Genomic DNA, 19233 nt, shown 5'->3' with positions numbered 1-19233 from the left:
TCACCTTATGATCTGGCGGATGCGCTGGCCGCCGCGGATGATCTCGAAGCGCCAGAAGCTCGCGCCATCGGCAAGCACCGCTTCGAGAATGTCGACATTGGCGATCTCCACGCCGTTGATCTCGGCGATCAGGTCACCCGGACGGAAGCCGTAGCGCCCGGCGATCGACGCGCCCGGCACATCGGTGACGATGACGCCCCGGAGCGACTGCGGCAGACGCAACTGGCTTGCCAGCCCCGGGGTGATGTTGGACACCACCGCGCCCGAAAACGGATTCTCGCCGGCAAGCGTGCGGCGGGCGCGCGGATCATCGGCGGGCGGGGCCGCGAGCTTGATTTCAATCGTCCTGCGGCCGTCGCGGCCCAGCACGTCCAGTTCGGCCGTTGCGCCGGCGCTCGTCGTCGCCAGCCGGTAGCCCAGCGCGTCGGGATGCTCGATCGGCCGGCCGTTGAAGCCAAGCACGATATCGCCGGCGCGAAGCCCGGCCTCGCCCGCCGGGCCGTCGGCGGCGACATCCGACACCAGCGCGCCGGTCGCGCGGTCGAGGCCAAGCGCCTCGGCGATGTCGGCCGTGACCTGCTCGAAGGTGGCGCCGATATAGGGCGGCTCGAACGCCTCGCCGCCGGATTCGGCGGTCTGGGCGACGGCGCGAACCAGATTGACCGGAATGGCGAAGCCGATGCCGTTGGACCCGCCCGAGCGGGTGAAGATTGCGGAGTTGATACCGATCAGGCGGCCGCTCATGTCGATCAGCGCGCCGCCGGAATTGCCCGGATTGATGGCGGCGTCGGTCTGGATGAAGGAGCCGAAATCCGACACGCCGACGCTGTTGCGGGCGAGCGCCGAGACGATGCCGCTGGTGACCGTCTGGCCGACGCCGAAGGGATTGCCGATGGCGAGCACGATGTCGCCCACTTCGGTGGTGTCGGTATCGCCGAACTCGACCACGGGGAACGGCCCGTCGCCCTCGATCTGCAGGATCGCCAGGTCGAAGCGCTCGTCCTTGAGCAGGACCTTGCTCTGGAACTCGCGGCCATCGGTCAGCGCCACGCGGATGTCGTCGGCGCCTTCGATGACGTGGTTGTTGGTGACGATGATGCCGTTGCTCTGGATGATCACGCCGGAGCCCAGCGACGACTGCTTCTCGGTGCGGTTGGGCATGCGCTGGCCGAAGAACTGCTCGAAGAACGGATCGCCGGCGAAGGGCGACAGGCTGCGCTGGACCAGGCGGTCGGCATAGACATTGACGACGGCGGGCGCCGTGGCTTTGACCAGCGGCGAGAAGGACTGCATCATGTCGGCCTGGCTGCGCGGCGGCGCGCGCTGCACCTCGGCCGCGGGTGCGGGTGCGGGCTCAAGCTTTGGCGCGGGCTCAGGCGCGGGCGCGGGTTTGGTCTCGGCGCCGCCAATGACATCGCGGAAGATCTTGCCGATGCTGTCGGTCAGAGACTCCTCGGTCGCAGTCTGCGCCAGCGCGGGCGCCAGCAGCGGCGTCCCCAGCACCGACACGGCGAGAAGGCTGAACAGGACAACGCGAAACCGCGAACGATCTGGAATCATGACGACAATCCTCGGTGATTTGGGCCAGGCCCGATCTGAATAGCAAAGTCACCACGAGTTTGACAGCTTCATGGCGGCGTCCGACGCCAGCCCCTGTCATCACGCCGCAGTGGCGGTCCCGGGCGGCGCTCCGGCCGGTCGATCACCCGGTCTACACGAAATTGTGGTCGCCCGGGTGCTTTGCCTCCCCGGTCAATCGTATATCCTGAGAGCCATGACCGCGCCCCGACCGGCGCGCAGACCGCCAGGAGATGACATCGCCATGCGCCTATACCGCCCCGCCCCCATCCCCGGATCCGAAATCACGCCCGAGTCCGCGTGGATCATGAGGCGCGACCTGCTGCGCCTCGGAGCGGCCGGCGGGCTCGCACTTGCCGCGCCGTCGCTGGCGTTCGGCGCCACTGAGCTTGCAGCCAAGCCAGGCGGCTACGATCCCAAGGAGCCGCTCACGCCCGAGGCGGATGTCACCAGCATCAACAATTTCTACGAATTCGGCACCGGCAAGGCCGATCCGGCGGAGAAATCGGCCGATTTCAAACCCGCGCCGTGGTCGGTCAAGGTGGACGGTCTGGTGGGCAAGCCGGCCGAGTTCGATCTCGACCAACTGATGGCCTTCGAGCTCGAAGAGCGGGTCTACCGGATGCGCTGCGTGGAGGCATGGTCGATGGTCATCCCCTGGATCGGCTTTCCGCTGTCGGCGCTGCTCGACAGGGTCGAGCCGCTCGGCAGCGCCAAATACGTGGCCTTCGAGACCGTGGTGCGGCCCGAGGAAATGCCCGGCCAGCGCGGCGTGTTCCAGCCCCTGCCCTGGCCCTATGTCGAGGGGCTGAGGCTCGACGAGGCGCGCCATCCGCTCACCATCCTGTCGCTCGGGGTCTACGGCAAGACCCTGCCCAACCAGAACGGCGCGCCGGTGCGGCTGGTGGTGCCGTGGAAATACGGGTTCAAGGGCATCAAGTCGATCGTCCGCATCACGCTGACCGAAGACGAGCCGGCCTCGACCTGGAACAAGATGGCGCCGAACGAATACGGGTTCTACGCCAACGTCAATCCGGAGGTCGACCATCCGCGCTGGAGCCAGGCCACGGAAAACCGCATCGGCGGCGGCGGCTTCTTCGGCTCCAACGACCGGCCGACGCTGATGTTCAACGGCTATGGCGACGAGGTCGCGAGCCTTTATGCCGGCATGGATCTGAAGGCGAACTTCTGACCATGGGACTGCCCGCATTGCCCCGGCGCTATCACCCCGCATCGATCTGGCTGCTCTATGCCGTGGGTCTGTTCCCCGCCGCCTGGACCTTCTATCTCGGCGCCACGGGGCAACTCACCGGCAATCCGGTCAAGGTCTTCGAGCATCTCTTGGGCGAATGGGCGCTTAGGTTCCTGATCCTGACGCTCATGATCTCGCCGCTCAGGGATCTCGCAGGCATCAACTGGCTGCGCTACCGCCGGGCGCTGGGGCTCCTGGCGTTCTGGTACGTGGTCCTGCATTTCTCGGCCAACATGATCCTCGACAAGCGGCTGGCTTTCGATGTGATCGTCGAGGACATCACCAAGCGCTGGTTCATCACCATCGGCATGGCGGCGCTGGTGATGCTGATCCCGCTGGCGCTGACCTCGAACGCCTGGTCGATCCGCAGGCTGGGCTCGCGCTGGACCCTGCTGCACCGGCTGATCTATCCGATCGCGGCGCTCGGCGCGCTGCATTTCTGCCTGTCGGTGAAGGTGATCGGGCCGGAGCAGCTGGTCTATGCGGGGCTGGTGATCCTGCTGATCGGCTGGCGGCTGGTGCGGCCGCGGTATATGGCGTGGCGGCGGTCGCGGCGATCGGTCAACACTGGCTTGGCTCCCGCCGGACCACGGCCGAAATAGCGGCCGTGCGCCAGCAGCAGGAAACCAGCTCGTTGTTGGGGCTAACATTCGGCCTCTTGCAACGCCTGAATATCGGCGTAACTTTTCCCACATCAACCGGGAGTTACAATGACCGCGTATGGCCCGTTTCACCGCGTAAGAAGCCCCACGCAATCCTATGAAGTGGCGCTGCAACAAAAGGACAGCGGCGAAATATGGGGGCGGCCGCACGGGATTGGCGGCAGGTTTCCGAAGGTCAAAGCCTATATCCTGCCGCTGTGCGCCGGAGAACCGGCCGGCACATTGTGCGCTGATGAACAGGGAATTGAGTTCTCGACCAGGGTGAGGCCAACGGTGAAAACACCCTCGGGAGTGGTCTATTGGGACAACGCCCGGGGCCCGATCGACGGCATTCGTGTCGTTGATGACGAGACAATCGCCCTCGAAGTCACTATATATAAGCTGGTCTATGAGGAACATACCGGTGCGGGACAAAGAGAATGACCCTGCAGGAAACCCATATCTATATCCGTTGCTCCATCGGCGAGCTGGTTGCCAGGCTGACCGACAAACCGGCGACGCGTGTTTCGGCCGGTTCGGATCGAGAGGTGGCCTATTCCGTCGCAGGGGCTAATGGCCAACCATGGTTCGGACTCCTGTCCGACCTCGACGCGCCGATGGGACATGCCTGGACCCAACTGCTTCATCCCGCCCCGGAGGATGCCGAAGGCATCGCGGACACGTTGAGAACACTGCAAGTCAGCGCCGAGATGCTTGAGAGCGCCACGGATTGGGAAAACGTTCCGCTGATCGCGCTCGGGCCGATCACTGACATTCTGCGCGAGTCTGGAGCCAGGGTGCCTCCCCGCTCGTACGGTCCGCTCGCGCGCTAACGCTCAGCCACACCTCGACCACGAAAAAGGCCGGGCGCATCAAGCACCCGGCCTTCGATGTTCAAACCCTCAAAGAGAAGGCGCTTACGCGGCTTCGTCTTCGGCGGCGGCTTCGGCAGCCACGCGGGCGCGGTCCTTGGAGCCGCGGGCGTCGGGGTCACGGTCGACGAACTCGACCACGGCCATCGGCGCGTTGTCACCGGTGCGGAAGCCGGCCTTCATGATGCGGATATAGCCGCCGTTGCGGGTGGCGTAGCGGGTGGCGATGGCGTCGAACAACTTGCGCACGGCGTCGTTGTCGCGGATCTGCGAGATCGCCTGGCGGCGGGCATGCAGGTCGCCGCGCTTGCCGAGCGTGACGAGCTTTTCGACGATCGGGCGGATTTCCTTGGCCTTCGGCAAGGTGGTCACGATCTGCTCATGTTCGATGAGCGAAGCCGCCATGTTGGCGAACATCGCCTTGCGGTGGCTCGAGGTGCGGTTCAGCTTGCGGCCTGAATTTCCGTGGCGCATGGCCTGTCTCCTTCACATGCAGGCACGGCCTGCCGTTTGAATAGTTTACTCTGCTGACGCAAATCCCGGGGAACGGCGGACCCGCCCTCCCCGGAGCCTGCGGGTTAATACTGGTCTTCGTAGCGCTTGGCGAGGTCTTCGATGTTTTCCGGCGGCCAGGACGGAACTTCCATTCCCAGATGCAGGCCCATGGAAGCGAGCACTTCCTTGATCTCGTTCAACGACTTGCGGCCAAAGTTCGGAGTCCGCAGCATTTCGGCTTCGGTCTTCTGGATCAGGTCGCCGATATAGACGATGTTGTCGTTCTTCAGGCAGTTTGCCGAACGCACCGAAAGCTCCAGCTCGTCGACCTTCTTGAGAAGCGACGGGTTGAACGCGAGTTCGGCGACGGTCTCCTCGTGGACTTCCTTCTGCGGCTCGTCGAAGTTGACGAAGACGCCGAGCTGGTCCTGAAGGATACGGGCCGCGTAGGCCACGGCATCCTCGCCGCTCACCGAGCCATCGGTTTCGATGCTCAGAGTCAGCTTGTCGTAATCGAGAACCTGTCCTTCGCGGGTGTTTTCCACCTTGTAGGAGCACTTCTTGACCGGCGAATAGAGGCTGTCGACGGGGATCAGACCGATCGGCGCATCTTCGGCGCGGTTGCGGTCGGCAGGGACATAGCCCTTGCCGTTGTTGACGGTGAACTCCATGCGGATCTCGGCGCCCTCGTCGAGCGTGCAGAGCGCATGCTCGGGGTTCAGGATCTCGATGTCACCCACGGTCTGGATGTCGCCGGCGCGAACCACACCGGGGCCCTGCTTGCGCACGACCATGCGCTTGGCTTCGTCGCCTTCCATGCGGATGGCGATTTCCTTGATGTTGAGGATGATGTCGGTGACATCCTCGCGCACGCCGGGGATCGAGGAGAACTCATGCAGCACGCCGTCGATCTGCACCGCGGTGACGGCAGCGCCGCGCAGCGACGACAGAAGCACGCGGCGCAGCGCGTTGCCGAGCGTCAGACCGAAGCCGCGCTCAAGCGGTTCAGCAACCACGGTCGCCTTGGTGCGGCCGGTGGTGTTGAACTCGACCTTGCTCGGCTTGATCAATTCCTGCCAGTTTTTCTGAATCATCTTGTTTGCCTTCCTGTTGCCGCACCATCCAATCGTGCGGCCAAGTGAGAAGAAGATCGGACGGGCGCAGGCTGAGCCTGGCCCGTCGAAAATTCGAGTTCCGTCCTAGACGCGACGCTTCTTGCGCGGGCGGCAGCCATTGTGCGGGATCGGCGTCACATCACGGATCGAGGTGATGGTGAAACCGGCGGCCTGCAGGGCGCGAAGGGCCGACTCACGGCCCGAACCGGGACCGCAGACTTCGACTTCCAGCGACTTCATGCCGTGATCCTGCGCCTTCTTGGCGGCGTCTTCGGCAGCCATCTGGGCTGCGAAGGGGGTCGACTTGCGCGATCCCTTGAAACCCTTCGAACCGGCAGACGACCACGAGATGGCATTGCCCTGCGCATCGGTGATGGTGATCATCGTGTTGTTGAAGGTCGAATTGACGTGGGCGACGCCCGACGAAATGTTCTTGCGTTCGCGCCGCTTGACGCGTTGGGCTTCCTTAGCCATGTTTTATCCTTTCGAGATATCTGCACCGCCGTAATACCAGCGGCTCCACCGGGGCGCGCATTGACCGGGGCCCGAGCCTCGAAGCGGTGGTCCGAAGATCCACCGACTTGAAGCGCTTGCCGCCGGTCAGGCGAACTCCATTACTTCTTCTTGCCGGCAATCGCCTTTGCCGGACCCTTGCGGGTGCGGGCATTGGTGTGGGTCCGCTGACCGCGCACCGGCAGGCCGCGACGATGACGCAGGCCGCGGTAGCAGCCCAGATCCATCAGACGCTTGATGTTCATCGAATTCTCACGACGCAGATCGCCTTCGACCTGGTAGTCACGGTCGATGGTTTCGCGGATCTGCAGCACTTCGGAGTCCGAAAGCTGGTTGACGCGGCGATCGAGCGGAATGCCGACCTTTTCGACGATCTCGGCGGCGAACTTGCGGCCGATGCCGTGAATGTAGGTGAGCGCGATGATGACGCGCTTGTTGGTCGGAATGTTAACGCCTGCTATGCGGGCCATGTGCTTCTCCATGTGGGCCGGGACAGATCTGATCTGGCCGGCGGGTTATCGTTGACCCGCGTCCGGTGGAGGCCGGCCCTTGCGGGGTAGTCCAGTCGCAAACACCGTCCGGGCCAGAAGCCTGGGTCGGCGCTTGCCTCACGCCAGATCGCGGCATGCATAAAAGCGACCAGAGCCGATCCCTCAAGCCTTCGAGGAATCGCACCGATCGCCTGCATGTCGCGAGTTGAGCGGTTCTTAGCGGAAGCGGCAGGCTTTCGTCAACCTCCCGCTCCGGTTATTTTGAGCCTGCGGCATTCCGGCGGCCCGCCTCCTCTCGGAAAACAGGCCGCCGGAAGCGCCAATCAGGTCAGAGTGACGCCAGGACCGATTCGATCTCTTCGGTCACCGCGTCGATGCTGCCCATGCCGTCGACCGTGCGCAGGGCGCCCTTGGCGTAATAGTAGCCGGTCAGCGGCGCGGTCTTTTTGTAGTACTCGCGCAGGCGTTCCTCGAACACTTCGGCGTTGTCGTCCTTGCGCACGGGCTGCCCCGCGGCGGCGGCCTCTTCGGCGCGCTTGACGATGCGGCCCACCAGCGCCCGGTCATCGACCACCAGCTCGATCACCGTATCGAGCTTGAGGCCCTTGCCGGCGAGCATGGCCTCGACCGCGTCGGCCTGGACCAGGGTCCGCGGATAGCCATCGAGGATGAAGCCGCGGGCGCAATCGGGTTGGTCGATGCGCTCGGAGACGATGGCGTTGACGATGTCGTCGGACACCAACTCGCCCGCGTCCATCACCGCCTTGGCGCGCTTGCCGACATCGGTGCCCGCGGTGACGGCGGCGCGCAGCATGTCGCCGGTGGACAATTGCGGTATCGCGTATTTCTCGACCAGGCGCTGGGCCTGGGTGCCCTTCCCCGCGCCGGGCGGTCCCAACAATATCAGCCTCATCGTCCCTTCTTGCCTCCCCGAAGTTTGGACTTCTTGATCAGCCCCTCATATTGCTGGGCAATCAGATGTCCCTGAATCTGCGCAACCGTGTCGAGCGTCACCGAGACGACGATCAGAAGCGATGTTCCACCCAGATAGAACGGAACGCCGGTCTGCGCGATTAGAAATTCGGGTAAGAGACAGACAAAGATCAGGTACATGGCGCCGATCACCGTGATGCGCGTGAGCACATAGTCGATGTATTCGGCGGTGCGTTCACCGGGGCGGAAGCCCGGAATGAAGCCGCCATGGCGCTTGAGATTGTCGGCCGTGTCCTTCGGGTTGAAGACGATGGCCGTGTAGAAGAAGGCGAAGAAGCCGATCATCGCCGCATAGAGCAGCATGTAGGCCGGCTGGCCATGGCCGAGCGAAGCGAGCAGCGACGAGGCCCAGCCCGGCAGGTTGCCGGTGTTGGCGAAGCCCGCAATCGTGGCCGGCAGCAGGAGCAGCGACGAGGCGAAGATCGGAGGGATCACGCCGGCGGTGTTGAGCTTGAGTGGCAGGTGCGAGGTGTCGCCCTGGAACATGCGCGAGCCGACCTGGCGCTTGGGATACTGGATCAGCAATTGCCGCTGGGCCCGCTCGATGAAGACGATGAAGGCGATGACGGCGATGGCGACGACGATCACGGCGATGATCAGGCCGGTCGACAGCGCGCCGGTGCGGCCGAGTTCGAGCGTGCCGGCGACAGCCGTCGGCAGCGCCGCGACGATGCCCGCGAAGATGATCAGCGAGATGCCGTTGCCGATGCCGCGCGCGGTGATCTGCTCGCCGAGCCACATCAGGAACATGGTGCCGCCGACAAGCGTGATGACGGTGGCGATGCGGAAGAACCAGCCCGGATCGGTGACGATGCCGCTGCCCGATTCGAGGCCGACGGCGATGCCATAGGCCTGGACGGTGCCGAGCAGCACGGTACCGTAGCGGGTGTACTGGTTGATGATCTTGCGGCCCTGCTCGCCCTCTTTCTTGAGCTGCTCGAGCGTCGGGATCACGGAGGTCATCAACTGGATGATGATCGAGGCGGAGATGTAGGGCATGATGCCGAGCGCGAAAATCGCCATGCGCTCGACGGCGCCGCCCGCAAACATGTTGAAAAGGCCGAGAATCCCGCCGGACTGGCCTTCGAAGGCCTGGGCGAATGCGGCGGGATTGATGCCGGGGAGAGGAATGTAGGTTCCGAGACGGTAGACAAGAAGAGCGCCAAGGGTGAACCAGATCCGCTTTTTCAGATCGTGCGCCTTGGCAAAAGCGCCGAAATTCAAGTTGGAAGCGAGTTGTTCGGCTGCAGATGCCATTGCGTTCTCCGCGCGGCCCACCCGGCGCGTGATGAACCCAATCATCTCCGGAGGGTCTGAGTTGGTTTCACCGGGCCTTGCTGCCTGGCGGAATGAAATGTGCCCGGCGCCCGCCCTCGCCGTCGCGACTTACCGCGCCGGCAGATCCCATATGGGACGAAAACCGCCCGATGTGAAGCACCGGGCGGTCATAATTTTCCTACTCTTCGGCGGCCGGAGCGGCCGGCGCCGGGGCGAGCAGCTTGATCGAGCCGCCGGCCTTCTCGACCTTCTCGATGGCGGTGCGCGAGGCACCGGCCACTTCGAGGGTGAGCTTGGCCTTGACGTCGCCGTCGGCGAGGATGCGCACGCCGTCCTTGAGGCGGCGGATGACGCCGGCAGCCTTCAGGGCAGCCGCATCGATCGCCTTCTTGCCGTCGAGCTTGCCCGCGTCAATGGCGGCCTGGATGCGGCCGACCGAGACGACGTTGAAGTCGGTCGAGAAGATGTTGTTGAAGCCGCGCTTCGGAAGACGCCGGTAGATCGGCATCTGGCCGCCTTCGAAGCCGTTGATGGCGACGCCACCGCGGGACTTCTGGCCCTTGACGCCACGACCGGCAGTCTTGCCGGAGCCCGAACCGATGCCGCGGCCGACCCGCTTGCGGTTCTTGGTGGCGCCTTCGTTGTCGGTGATCTCATTGAGTTTCATGATTGTTCACTCCCACTCACTGCTCGTCGACGACGCGAACGAGGTGGCTGACCGAACGGATCATGCCACGAACGGACGGGGTGTCCTCGAGGGTCCGGCGGCGGTGCATCTTGTTGAGGCCCAAACCGATCAGCGTCTGGCGCTGCACGTTGGGGCGGCGAATCGGGCTGCCGATCTGTTCGACGGTGACCGTCTTGCCCTTTTTATTGTCAGCCATGGTCTTGGCTCCCTAATACGATAAAGGCGGACGCCCGATTACTCTTCGGCGCCGGCGGAGACTCCGCGGCGTTCCTGGAGCGTGGAATACTTCATGCCGCGCTGGGACGCGATGTCCTTGGGGTGCATCTGGTTCTTGAGCGCGTCGAAAGTGGCGCGGACCATGTTGTAGGGGTTGGAGGACCCCGTCGACTTGGCCACCACATCATGCATGCCGAGCGTTTCGAACACGGCGCGCATCGGACCGCCGGCGATGATGCCGGTACCGGGCTTGGCGGCGCGAAGAAGCACCTTGCCGGCGCCGTGACGGCCATGCACGTCGTGGTGCAGGGTCCGGCCGGAACGCAGCGGCACGAAAATCAGATCGCGCTTGGCCGATTCGGTGGCCTTGCGGATCGCTTCCGGCACTTCGCGCGCCTTGCCGTGACCGAAGCCGACGCGGCCCTTCTGGTCTCCAACAACCACCAGGGCTGCGAAACCGAAGCGACGGCCGCCCTTGACGACCTTGGCGACGCGGTTGATGTGTACGAGCTTGTCGACGAATTCGCTGTCGCGCTCTTCTTCCCTGCCGCGGTTATCGCGGCGACCTTCCTTGGCCATTGTCCTTTTCCTTATTCTTTTCCGGAATCAATCGGCTGGTTGACTTAGAAGCTCAGACCGCCTTCGCGGGCTGCTTCGGCGAGGGCCTTGATGCGGCCGTGATAGATAAAGGCGCCGCGGTCGAAGACCACATTGGTGACGCCTGCCTCGGTCGCACGTTCGGCAATCAGCTTGCCAACCGCTGCTGCGGCGGAGACATCAGCGCCGGTCTTGAGCCCGCCGCGAAGGCCGGCGTCAAGCGTTGAGGCTGCAACGAGCGTACGGCCCGCGGCATCGTCAATGATCTGCGCATAGATGTTCTTCGACGAGCGATGAACCGACAGGCGCGGACGGCCGTTGGCCACCGCTTTGAGCTGGCGGCGGACACGATCGGACCGACGCGTAAGGGATTGTTTCCTGCTAGCCATTTCGCGTCTTCCTTACTTCTTCTTGCCTTCTTTGCGGACAATCCGCTCTTCAGCATATTTCACGCCCTTGCCCTTGTAGGGCTCGGGGCCGCGATAGCCGCGGATCTCGGACGCCACCTGGCCAAGCACCTGCTTGTCGATCCCGGTGATGACGATTTCCGTCGGCTTCGGACAAGCGATGTTGACGCCTTCCGGCGGCTGATAAACGACATCATGGCTGAAGCCAAGAGCGAGCTGGAGATTGCGGCCCTGCATGGCCGCGCGATATCCCACGCCGTTGATTTCAAGCTTGCGCTCATAGCCGTCCTTCACCCCGGTCAGGATGTTGGAAATCATGGTGCGCGACATGCCCCACTTGGAGCGTGCGTCCTTGGAGCTGTCGATGGGCGTGACCACGACCGCGTTGTTTTCAAGCTTGAGCGAAACTTCATCATTGGCGACGAAGCTCAGTTCACCCTTGGGACCCTTGGCGACCACTTTCTGGCCGTCGATGGTCGCGGTGACACCGGCGGGGACCGGGACGGGCTTTTTACCGATACGAGACATTGTTCAACCTGTCTGTTCGAGTTGGAGATCCTGCCTGATCAGAAGATCGAGCAGAGAACCTCGCCACCAACATTGTGCTCGCGCGCAACATGATCGGCCAAAACGCCCTTCGGAGTCGAAAGGATCGTGATGCCGAGGCCGTTGGCGACCTGCGGAATGGACTTAACGGAGACGTAGACACGCCGGCCGGGCTTGGACACGCGGGCGATCTCGCGGATCACCGGTGCGCCTTCATGGTACTTGAGCTCGATGCTCAATTCCGCCTTGCCGTTGTCGAATGCGACTTCGGTGTATCCGCGGATGTAGCCTTCGGCCTGCAGCACATCGAGAACCCGTGCGCGCAGCTTGGAAGCAGGCGTGGACACCGAAGTCTTGCGGCGGGCTACGCCGTTGCGGATGCGTGTGAGCATATCGCCCAGTGGATCAGTCATTGCCATATTTCGCGCTCCTTACCAGCTGGACTTGACCAGGCCCGGCACCTTGGCCATGGACCCGAGATCACGCAGTGCAATACGCGACATGCCGAGCTTGCGGTAATACGCACGCGGACGGCCGGTCACCTGGCAACGGTTGCGGACACGAACCTTGGCCCCGTTGCGCGGCATTTCAGCGAGCTTCAAGGTTGCGCGGAAGCGTTCCTCGATCGGAAGCTCCTGGTTCTTGGTGATCGCCTTGAGTGCGGCGCGCTTTGCAGCGTCGCGTGCGACCAGATTGCGGCGGCGCTGGTTCTTTTCGATTGCGCTGACTTTCGCCATGATCAGTTATCCTTTTTTCGAATGCCGTTACGATTACTGGCGGAAGGGGAAGTTGAACTCTTTCAGGAGAGCCCGCGCTTCGTCATCCGTCGGCGCCGTCGTGCAAACGATGATGTCCATGCCCCAGATCTGGTCGACCTTGTCGTAGTTGACCTCCGGAAACACGATGTGCTCCTTGATGCCCATGGCGAAGTTGCCGCGGCCGTCAAAGCTCTTCGGGTTCAGGCCGCGAAAGTCACGCACGCGCGGAAGCGCGATGGTGATCAGGCGGTCCATGAATTCATACATGCGGTTGCCGCGCAGCGTGACCTTGGCGCCGATCGGCATCATTTCACGCAGCTTGAAGCCGGCAATCGAGTTGCGGGCGCGGGTGATGACCGGCTTCTGGCCGGCGATCGCAGCAAGGTCCTCAGCCGCAATGGCGGGCTTCTTGGAATCCGCGGTGGCTTCGCCAACGCCCATGTTGATGACGATCTTGTCCATCCGCGGGATCTGCATTTCGTTCGCGTAGGCGAACTGTTCCTGCATGGCCTTGCGGATGCGCTCGTTATAGTCCTGCTTGAGCCTGGGCTCGTATTTTGCGTCAGCCATCGATGACCACTCCCGAACGCTTCGCCACGCGCACCTTCTTGTCGCCCTCGATGCGGAAGCCGACGCGGGTCGGCTTGCCGTCCTTGGGGTCGGCAACCGCGAGGTTGGAAAGGTGAAGCGAAGCTTCCTTGTTGATAATGCCGGCTTCCTGGGTCTGGGTCTGGCGCTGGTGGCGCTTGACCATATTCAGACCCCGGACGACCGCACGGTCTTCCTTGGGCATGACGGCCAGAACTTCGCCGGTGCGGCCCTTGTCCTTGCCAGTCAGAACGACGACCTTGTCGCCTTTGCGGATCTTTTGCATCGGTTCGTTCCTTACAGCACTTCAGGCGCCAGCGAGATGATCTTCATGTGGCTCTTGGCGCGCAGCTCGCGCGGAACCGGTCCGAAGATGCGGGTGCCGATCGGCTCTTTCTTGTTGTCGATCAGGACGGCCGCATTGCGGTCGAACCGGATCACACTGCCGTCGGCGCGGCGAATGTCCTTGGCCGTGCGAACCACAACCGCCTTCATCACATCACCCTTCTTGACGCGGCCGCGCGGAATGGCTTCCTTGATCGAGACGACGATGATGTCGCCGATGGAAGCATATTTCCGCTTCGAACCGCCCAAAACCTTGATGCACATGACACGACGTGCGCCGGAATTGTCCGCGACGTCGAGATTTGTCTGCATCTGAATCATATCAGGCCGCCTTCTTGTTGTGACCGGCACGGTTGGGCGGAAAGGCCCCCTATGCCAGCTTATGAGTCAATACTTCTTGCGCGGGAAGGATGTTGCCAAGGTGGTTTCCCCGAAGGGACCTTCCGTGCGCTGAAAGCAGAAGAACGCCCGTTTCCGGGGCGTTCCGTGCCAATGGCCTGCTTCATACAGGATTCTCGGCAAGGTGCAAGTGGCCCCTCGCCGCAAATCGGTTCATTCAGGCCTGGACAACAGCCGCAACGACGGTCCAGCACTTGTCCTTGGAAATGGGCGCGCATTCCTGGATGGAAACCTCGTCGCCCACCTTGTACTGATTGTTCTCGTCATGCGCCTTGTAGTTCTTGGTGCGACGGACAATCTTTTGCATGACCGGATGCGCGAAACGGCGTTCCACGCGGACGACCACGGTCTTCTCGTTCTTGTCACTGACAACAGTGCCCTGCAGAATGCGTTTTGGCATGGTCTTCGGTCCTTAGGCCTTGGATACGGCCGCCTTCTGGCGGGCAATAGTCTTGATGCGGGCGATATCGCGGCGGACTTCCTGCACGCGCGACGTCTTCTCGAGCTGGCCGGTGGCGCCCTGGAAACGCAGGTTGAACTGCTCTTTCTTCAGCTTGGCAAGCTCGTCATTGAGTTGGTCGACGCTCAAGGCGCGAACATCTGCGGCTTTCATGATCCGTCTCCTTACTCTGCGATGCGCTGAACGAAGCGCGTCTTGACCGAGAGCTTGGCGGCGCCGAGGCGCAGAGCTTCACGGGCGAGCTCTTCGCTGACGCCGTCAATTTCGAACATGATCCGGCCAGGCTTGACCTTCGCAGCCCAGTAATCCACCGAGCCCTTGCCCTTACCCATGCGGACTTCCGTCGGCTTGGAGGTGACAGGGACATCCGGGAAGATGCGGATCCACACCCGGCCCGCACGCTTCATGTGACGCGTGATCGCCCGGCGGGCAGCTTCGATCTGGCGCGCGTTGACGCGGTCAGGTTCCTGTGCCTTCAAGCCGAAGGCGCCGAAGTTCAAGTCAGAACCGCCCTTGGCGACTCCCTTGATGCGGCCCTTGAACTGCTTGCGGTACTTTGTACGCTTTGGCTGCAACATTGTCTAATTCTCCGAATTATCTGCCTGGCGCAAACTCAGGCGTTTTCGCGCCGGCGGTTGCCGCCCGAAGCGTCGCCTTCCGTTGCGCGACGTTCAGACGCCATGGGATCGTGCTCGAGGATTTCGCCCTTGAAGATCCAGACCTTGACGCCGCAAATCCCGTAAGCCGTCTTCGCTTCCGCCGTGCCGTAGTCGATGTCGGCGCGCAGCGTGTGAAGCGGAACCCGGCCCTCGCGGTACCATTCGGTGCGCGCGATTTCGGCGCCGCCGAGACGGCCGCCGCAGGTGATCTTGATGCCTTCGGCGCCAAGACGCATGGCCGACTGGACCGAGCGCTTCATGGCGCGGCGGAAGGCGATGCGGCGTTCAAGCTGCTGGGCGATCGACTGGGCGACCAGGGTCGCGTCGACTTCGGGCTTGCGCACTTCGATGATGTTGAGGTGCGTTTCCGAATTGGTCATCTCGCCGAGCTTCTTGCGCAGCTTCTCGATGTCCGCGCCCTTCTTGCCGATGATCAGGCCGGGACGGGCAGCGTGGATGCTGACGCGGCACTTCTTGTGCGGGCGCTCGATGACGACCTTGGAGATGCCGGCCTGCTTGAGCTCGTTGAGCAGATAGGCGCGGATCTTCAGATCCTCGTGCAGCAGTTTGCCGTATTCGGCGTTGTCGGCGAACCAACGGCTGTCCCAGGTGCGGTTAATGCCGAGGCGGAAACCGATCGGATTGATTTTCTGACCCATTACGCGGCCTCCTCTGTGGCTTCCACTTCACGCACGACGATGGTCAGGTGCGAGAAGGGCTTCTCGATGCGCGAAGACCGGCCGCGGCCACGGGCATGAAAGCGCTTCATGACGATGGACTTGCCGACATAGGCCTCGGCGACGATCAGCGAATCGACATCGAGATCGTGGTTGTTCTCGGCGTTCGCGATCGCCGATTCAAGCGTCTTCTTGACGGTCGAAGCGATGCGCTTGCGCGAAAACTCAAGCTCGGCCAGCGCCCGGTCAACCTTCTTGCCGCGGATCATGGCCGCGACGAGGTTGAGCTTCTGCGGGCTGATACGAATGGTGCGGGCGATGGCCTGAGCTTCGTTGCCCTTGAGCCGGCGTTCGGTTTTTGCCTTGCCCATTGTTACTTCCTCTTCGCTTTCTTGTCGGCGCCGTGGCCATAATAGGTCCGCGTCGGGGAATATTCGCCAAACTTCTGGCCGACCATGTCCTCGGACACGTTGACCGGAATGTGCTTGCTTCCGTTGTAGACGCCGAAGGTCAGGCCGACGAACTGCGGCATGATGGTGGAGCGGCGGCTCCAGGTTTTGATCACTTCGTTGCGACCGCCTTCGCGAACCTTCTCAGCTTTCTTGAGAAGATAGCCGTCAACAAACGGACCTTTCCAAACTGAACGAGCCATTGGAGACTTCCTCTCTTATTTCTTGCGCTGATGACGCGAGCGCATGATGAACTTGTCGGTCGACTTGTTCGAGCGCGTGCGCTTGCCCTTGGTCGGCTTGCCCCAGGGGCTGACGGGATGACGGCCGCCTGACGTGCGGCCTTCACCGCCGCCATGCGGGTGGTCGACGGGGTTCATGGCAACGCCGCGAACATGCGGGCGCTTGCCCTTCCAGCGCGAACGACCAGCCTTGCCGTCGTTGATGTTCATGTGGTCCGGGTTCGACACCGCACCGACCGTTGCAAGGCAGGCGCCCTGCACCAGGCGCTGTTCGCCCGAGTTGAGACGCAGGATCGCCATGCCCTGGTCGCGACCGACGAGCTGGGCGTATCCGCCTGCCGAGCGGGCGATCTGGCCGCCCTTGGCCGGCTTCATCTCGATGTTGTGGATGATCGTGCCGACCGGCATGAACTGAAGCGGCATGCAGTTGCCCGGCTTCACGTCCACGGCCTTGTCCGACGAGATCACCTTGTCGCCTGCGGTCAGGCGCTGCGGCGCGAGAATGTAGGACTTCTCGCCGTCGGCATAGGTGATCAGCGCGATGTAGGCGGTCCGGTTCGGATCGTATTCCATCCGCTCGACGGTGGCTTCGACGTCGAACTTGCGACGCTTGAAATCCACCATGCGATAGGTGCGCTTGTGACCGCCGCCGATCGACTGGGCGGTGACACGGCCATAATTGTTGCGGCCGCCCTTGGAATGGAGCCCCTCGGTCAAGGACTTGACCGGCTTGCCGCGATGAAGACCCGAACGATCAACGATGACCAGCTGGCGCTGGCTCGGGGTCGTCGGATTGTAACTTTTCAGTGCCATTTTCCTGTTCCCTTTTGGGGGCTTATTCCCGCGCGATCCTTACAGACCGGTGGAGACGTCGATTGACTGGCCTTCGGCAAGCGTCACATACGCCTTTTTCACATCCGTCTGGCGACCGGCGATACCGCGGAAGCGCTTGGTCTTGCCCTTGCGCAGCAGCGTGTTGACCGCGGTCACCTTGACGCCGAACAGCGCTTCGACCGCAGCCTTGATTTCAGGCTTGGAGGCGCGCCGGGCGACATTGAAGACCACCTGGTTCTGTTCCGACACCATGGTCGACTTTTCGGTGATCGCCGGAGAGACGATCACATCATAATGGCGAAGATCCGTCATTTGAAGCGCTCCTCCAGAGCCGCGACCGCGTCCTTGGACAAGACCAGCTTGCCGCGACGCAGGATGTCGTAGACGTTGATGCCCTGCACCGGCAGTACATCCACGTTGGGGATGTTCTTGGCCGCAAGGCGGAAATTGTTGTCGAGCTCGGCGCCGCCGATGAACAGGGCGTTGGTCAGGCCCAGCTTCGACAGCGAACCCGTCAGCGACTTGGTCTTGGCTTCCGACGCCGTCAGATTGTCGACGACGATGATGTCGGCAGCCTGGGCCTTGGCCGAAAGCGCATGGCGGAGCGCCAGCGCACGGACCTTCTTGGGCAGGTCATGGGCGTGGCTGCGGACAACCGGGCCATGGGCCTGACCACCGCCGCGGAACTGCGGGGCGCGGGCCGAGTGGTGACGCGCGCGGCCGGTGCCCTTCTGCTTGAACATCTTGGCGCCGGTGCGGGCGATGTCGGCGCGGCCGAGCGCCTGGTGGGTGCCCTGCTGCTTCTTGGCGAGCTGCCAGCGCACGATGCGCTGGATCAGGTCCTGGCGCGGGTCGAGACCGAAGATCGCGTCGGAAAGCGAAATCTTTCCTGCGTCCTTGCCCTCGAGGGTGGTGACGGTGAGATCCATTATTCGGCTCCCTCATTCGATACGGTGGCTGCGGCGCGAAGCGCTGCAGGGAGAGGCGCATCAGCCGGGGTGCCGGACTTGATTGCGTCGCGGACGACGATCCAGGTTCCCTTGGAGCCAGGAACCGCGCCCTTGATCAGGATCAGGCCGCGATCTGCATCGGTCGACACAATCTCGAGATTCTGCGTGGTCACGCGGGTCTGGCCCATGTGGCCGGCCATCTTCTTGCCCTTCCAGACGCGGCCCGGATCCTGGTTGGAACCGGTCGAGCCGTGCGAACGGTGCGAGACCGAAACGCCGTGGGTGGCGCGAAGACCGCCGAAGCCGTGGCGCTTCATGGCGCCGGCGAAGCCCTTGCCCTGGGTGATGCCGGAGACGTCGACCAACTGACCGGCAACGAAGTGCTCGGCAGTGATCTCGGCGCCCACATCGATCAGGTTGTCCGAGCTCACGCGGAACTCGACCAGCTTGGCCTTGGGTTCGACATTGGCGATGGCAAAGTTGCCGCGCATGGCCTTGGACGTATTCTTCACCTTGGCGACGCCGGCGCCGAGCTGAACGGCGGTGTAGCCGTTCTTCTCTTCCGTACGCTGGGCCACCACCTGGCAGTTTTCCAACCGCAGGACGGTTACGGGGACATGCTCGCCGGCGTCATTGTAGACCCGCGTCATTCCCAACTTTTGTGCAATCACACCTGAACGCATCGGTTCATTCCTCTTGAGATGAGCCTGTCGGGGCCCTGCCCCTTCATGCCTCGTTCCCTTGCTTCAAGGCTCAAGGCCTTAAAGCTTGATTTCCACATCAACGCCCGCGGCGAGATCCAGCTTCATCAGCGCATCCACCGTTTGCGGCGTCGGATCAACAATGTCGAGCAAACGCTTGTGAGTGCGCATTTCGAACTGTTCGCGGCTCTTCTTGTCGATGTGCGGCGACCGGTTGACGGTGAATTTCTCGATCCGGGTCGGCAGCGGCACCGGGCCACGGACGCTTGCGCCGGTCCGTTTTGCCGTCGACACGATTTCACGCGTGGAGGCGTCAAGGATCCGGTGGTCAAACGCCTTGAGGCGGATGCGGATGTTCTGGCCGTTCATTCGACTTGTCCTTGCTTGTGTGAGAACCGCATGGCCTGGCTCACCAGACCATGCGTCCTGACGCAGTTTGTTATTCGATGATCGTGGCGACGATGCCGGCGCCGACGGTGCGGCCGCCTT

General features: G+C 62.9%; 32 protein-coding genes. 4 read left to right on the top strand and 28 right to left on the bottom strand.

Annotated features, from left to right (window positions below):
* Positions 1-1296, bottom strand: a complete 1296-nt coding sequence (locus tag LL06_RS14770; RefSeq protein ID WP_244447145.1) for a DegQ family serine endoprotease — start codon at positions 1294-1296, stop codon at positions 1-3.
* Positions 1297-1822: 526 nt separating this feature from the next.
* Here LL06_RS14770 and msrP point away from each other — a divergent pair.
* From msrP to LL06_RS14750, 4 genes are all read left to right on the top strand, one after another.
* Positions 1823-2770, top strand: a complete 948-nt coding sequence (gene msrP / locus LL06_RS14765) for a protein-methionine-sulfoxide reductase catalytic subunit MsrP (protein ID WP_035528348.1) — start codon at positions 1823-1825, stop codon at positions 2768-2770.
* 2 nt (positions 2771-2772) lie between these two features.
* The gene (msrQ, locus tag LL06_RS14760; RefSeq protein ID WP_035528346.1) at positions 2773-3432 is read left to right on the top strand and encodes a protein-methionine-sulfoxide reductase heme-binding subunit MsrQ; all 660 of its coding nucleotides are present in this window, start codon (positions 2773-2775) and stop codon (positions 3430-3432) included.
* Between the two features lie 108 nt (positions 3433-3540).
* Complete coding sequence (locus LL06_RS14755) at positions 3541-3915, top strand: hypothetical protein (RefSeq protein WP_035528343.1); 375 nt, start codon at positions 3541-3543, stop codon at positions 3913-3915.
* A complete protein-coding gene (locus LL06_RS14750) occupies positions 3912-4304 on the top strand; it encodes a hypothetical protein (protein WP_035528340.1) in 393 nt (130 codons plus the stop codon). Before LL06_RS14755 ends, LL06_RS14750 begins: the two co-directional genes overlap by 4 nt.
* Positions 4305-4388: 84 nt before the next feature.
* Here the strand turns inward: LL06_RS14750 and rplQ are convergent, their stop codons facing one another.
* The 27 genes from rplQ to rpsJ all read right to left on the bottom strand — a co-directional run bounded on the left by rplQ (position 4389) and on the right by rpsJ (position 19113).
* Positions 4389-4817, bottom strand: coding sequence for a 50S ribosomal protein L17 (gene rplQ / locus LL06_RS14745; protein ID WP_035528337.1), 429 nt, complete (start codon positions 4815-4817; stop codon positions 4389-4391).
* 104 nt (positions 4818-4921) lie between these two features.
* A complete protein-coding gene (locus LL06_RS14740; RefSeq protein WP_035528334.1) occupies positions 4922-5932 on the bottom strand; it encodes a DNA-directed RNA polymerase subunit alpha in 1011 nt (336 codons plus the stop codon).
* Positions 5933-6037: 105 nt separating this feature from the next.
* Positions 6038-6427, bottom strand: coding sequence for a 30S ribosomal protein S11 (gene rpsK, locus LL06_RS14735; protein ID WP_035528333.1), 390 nt, complete (start codon positions 6425-6427; stop codon positions 6038-6040).
* 140 nt (positions 6428-6567) lie between these two features.
* Positions 6568-6936, bottom strand: coding sequence for a 30S ribosomal protein S13 (rpsM, locus tag LL06_RS14730; RefSeq protein ID WP_035528332.1), 369 nt, complete (start codon positions 6934-6936; stop codon positions 6568-6570).
* A 349-nt stretch (positions 6937-7285) separates the two neighbouring features.
* The gene (locus LL06_RS14725; RefSeq protein WP_035528331.1) at positions 7286-7870 is read right to left on the bottom strand and encodes an adenylate kinase; all 585 of its coding nucleotides are present in this window, start codon (positions 7868-7870) and stop codon (positions 7286-7288) included.
* Entirely contained in the window at positions 7867-9207 is a 1341-nt protein-coding gene (secY, locus tag LL06_RS14720) for a preprotein translocase subunit SecY (protein WP_035528431.1), read from the bottom strand. Before secY ends, LL06_RS14725 begins: the two co-directional genes overlap by 4 nt.
* Before the next feature lie 199 nt (positions 9208-9406).
* The gene (rplO, locus tag LL06_RS14715) at positions 9407-9895 is read right to left on the bottom strand and encodes a 50S ribosomal protein L15 (RefSeq protein ID WP_035528329.1); all 489 of its coding nucleotides are present in this window, start codon (positions 9893-9895) and stop codon (positions 9407-9409) included.
* Positions 9896-9911: 16 nt separating this feature from the next.
* Positions 9912-10112, bottom strand: a complete 201-nt coding sequence (gene rpmD, locus LL06_RS14710; protein WP_007197129.1) for a 50S ribosomal protein L30 — start codon at positions 10110-10112, stop codon at positions 9912-9914.
* A gap of 38 nt (positions 10113-10150) precedes the next feature.
* A complete protein-coding gene (gene rpsE / locus LL06_RS14705) occupies positions 10151-10711 on the bottom strand; it encodes a 30S ribosomal protein S5 (RefSeq protein WP_035528326.1) in 561 nt (186 codons plus the stop codon).
* A 44-nt stretch (positions 10712-10755) separates the two neighbouring features.
* The gene (rplR, locus tag LL06_RS14700) at positions 10756-11118 is read right to left on the bottom strand and encodes a 50S ribosomal protein L18 (protein ID WP_035528324.1); all 363 of its coding nucleotides are present in this window, start codon (positions 11116-11118) and stop codon (positions 10756-10758) included.
* Positions 11119-11130: 12 nt separating this feature from the next.
* A complete protein-coding gene (rplF, locus tag LL06_RS14695; protein ID WP_035528322.1) occupies positions 11131-11664 on the bottom strand; it encodes a 50S ribosomal protein L6 in 534 nt (177 codons plus the stop codon).
* A 38-nt stretch (positions 11665-11702) separates the two neighbouring features.
* Positions 11703-12101 (bottom strand): 30S ribosomal protein S8, encoded by a 399-nt coding sequence (gene rpsH, locus LL06_RS14690; RefSeq protein WP_035528319.1) that lies wholly within the window; start codon positions 12099-12101, stop codon positions 11703-11705.
* Between the two features lie 12 nt (positions 12102-12113).
* A complete protein-coding gene (rpsN, locus tag LL06_RS14685) occupies positions 12114-12419 on the bottom strand; it encodes a 30S ribosomal protein S14 (protein WP_035528316.1) in 306 nt (101 codons plus the stop codon).
* 33 nt (positions 12420-12452) lie between these two features.
* Positions 12453-13010, bottom strand: coding sequence for a 50S ribosomal protein L5 (gene rplE / locus LL06_RS14680; RefSeq protein ID WP_035528313.1), 558 nt, complete (start codon positions 13008-13010; stop codon positions 12453-12455).
* Positions 13003-13314: a 50S ribosomal protein L24 gene (rplX, locus tag LL06_RS14675; RefSeq protein WP_035528310.1), complete on the bottom strand. Its 312-nt coding sequence runs from the start codon at positions 13312-13314 to the stop codon at positions 13003-13005. Before rplX ends, rplE begins: the two co-directional genes overlap by 8 nt.
* Before the next feature lie 11 nt (positions 13315-13325).
* Positions 13326-13694, bottom strand: coding sequence for a 50S ribosomal protein L14 (rplN, locus tag LL06_RS14670; protein WP_035528307.1), 369 nt, complete (start codon positions 13692-13694; stop codon positions 13326-13328).
* A gap of 235 nt (positions 13695-13929) precedes the next feature.
* A complete protein-coding gene (gene rpsQ / locus LL06_RS14665; protein WP_035528304.1) occupies positions 13930-14172 on the bottom strand; it encodes a 30S ribosomal protein S17 in 243 nt (80 codons plus the stop codon).
* Between the two features lie 12 nt (positions 14173-14184).
* Entirely contained in the window at positions 14185-14385 is a 201-nt protein-coding gene (rpmC, locus tag LL06_RS14660) for a 50S ribosomal protein L29 (protein WP_035528301.1), read from the bottom strand.
* 11 nt (positions 14386-14396) lie between these two features.
* Positions 14397-14810, bottom strand: a complete 414-nt coding sequence (gene rplP / locus LL06_RS14655; protein ID WP_035528298.1) for a 50S ribosomal protein L16 — start codon at positions 14808-14810, stop codon at positions 14397-14399.
* Between the two features lie 35 nt (positions 14811-14845).
* Entirely contained in the window at positions 14846-15550 is a 705-nt protein-coding gene (rpsC, locus tag LL06_RS14650) for a 30S ribosomal protein S3 (protein ID WP_035528296.1), read from the bottom strand.
* Positions 15550-15939, bottom strand: a complete 390-nt coding sequence (gene rplV, locus LL06_RS14645) for a 50S ribosomal protein L22 (protein ID WP_035528293.1) — start codon at positions 15937-15939, stop codon at positions 15550-15552. The genes rpsC and rplV overlap by 1 nt, the downstream gene beginning before the upstream one ends.
* Positions 15940-15941: 2 nt before the next feature.
* Entirely contained in the window at positions 15942-16220 is a 279-nt protein-coding gene (gene rpsS / locus LL06_RS14640) for a 30S ribosomal protein S19 (RefSeq protein WP_035528290.1), read from the bottom strand.
* Between the two features lie 15 nt (positions 16221-16235).
* Positions 16236-17072 carry a 50S ribosomal protein L2 gene (gene rplB, locus LL06_RS14635; RefSeq protein ID WP_035528287.1) on the bottom strand — a complete coding sequence of 279 codons (837 nt, stop codon included), beginning with the start codon at positions 17070-17072 and terminating at the stop codon, positions 16236-16238.
* A gap of 39 nt (positions 17073-17111) precedes the next feature.
* Positions 17112-17405, bottom strand: a complete 294-nt coding sequence (locus tag LL06_RS14630) for a 50S ribosomal protein L23 (RefSeq protein ID WP_035528284.1) — start codon at positions 17403-17405, stop codon at positions 17112-17114.
* The gene (gene rplD / locus LL06_RS14625; RefSeq protein WP_035528282.1) at positions 17402-18022 is read right to left on the bottom strand and encodes a 50S ribosomal protein L4; all 621 of its coding nucleotides are present in this window, start codon (positions 18020-18022) and stop codon (positions 17402-17404) included. Before rplD ends, LL06_RS14630 begins: the two co-directional genes overlap by 4 nt.
* Positions 18022-18726 (bottom strand): 50S ribosomal protein L3, encoded by a 705-nt coding sequence (gene rplC / locus LL06_RS14620; RefSeq protein ID WP_035528279.1) that lies wholly within the window; start codon positions 18724-18726, stop codon positions 18022-18024. The genes rplD and rplC overlap by 1 nt, the downstream gene beginning before the upstream one ends.
* Positions 18727-18804: 78 nt before the next feature.
* The gene (rpsJ, locus tag LL06_RS14615) at positions 18805-19113 is read right to left on the bottom strand and encodes a 30S ribosomal protein S10 (protein ID WP_003547547.1); all 309 of its coding nucleotides are present in this window, start codon (positions 19111-19113) and stop codon (positions 18805-18807) included.
* Positions 19114-19233 lie beyond the last annotated feature (120 nt).

It is taken from the genome of Hoeflea sp. BAL378 (assembly GCF_000759435.1).
GTDB lineage: Bacteria > Pseudomonadota > Alphaproteobacteria > Rhizobiales > Rhizobiaceae > Hoeflea.
This window is presented reverse-complemented; position numbering and strand designations above follow the sequence as displayed.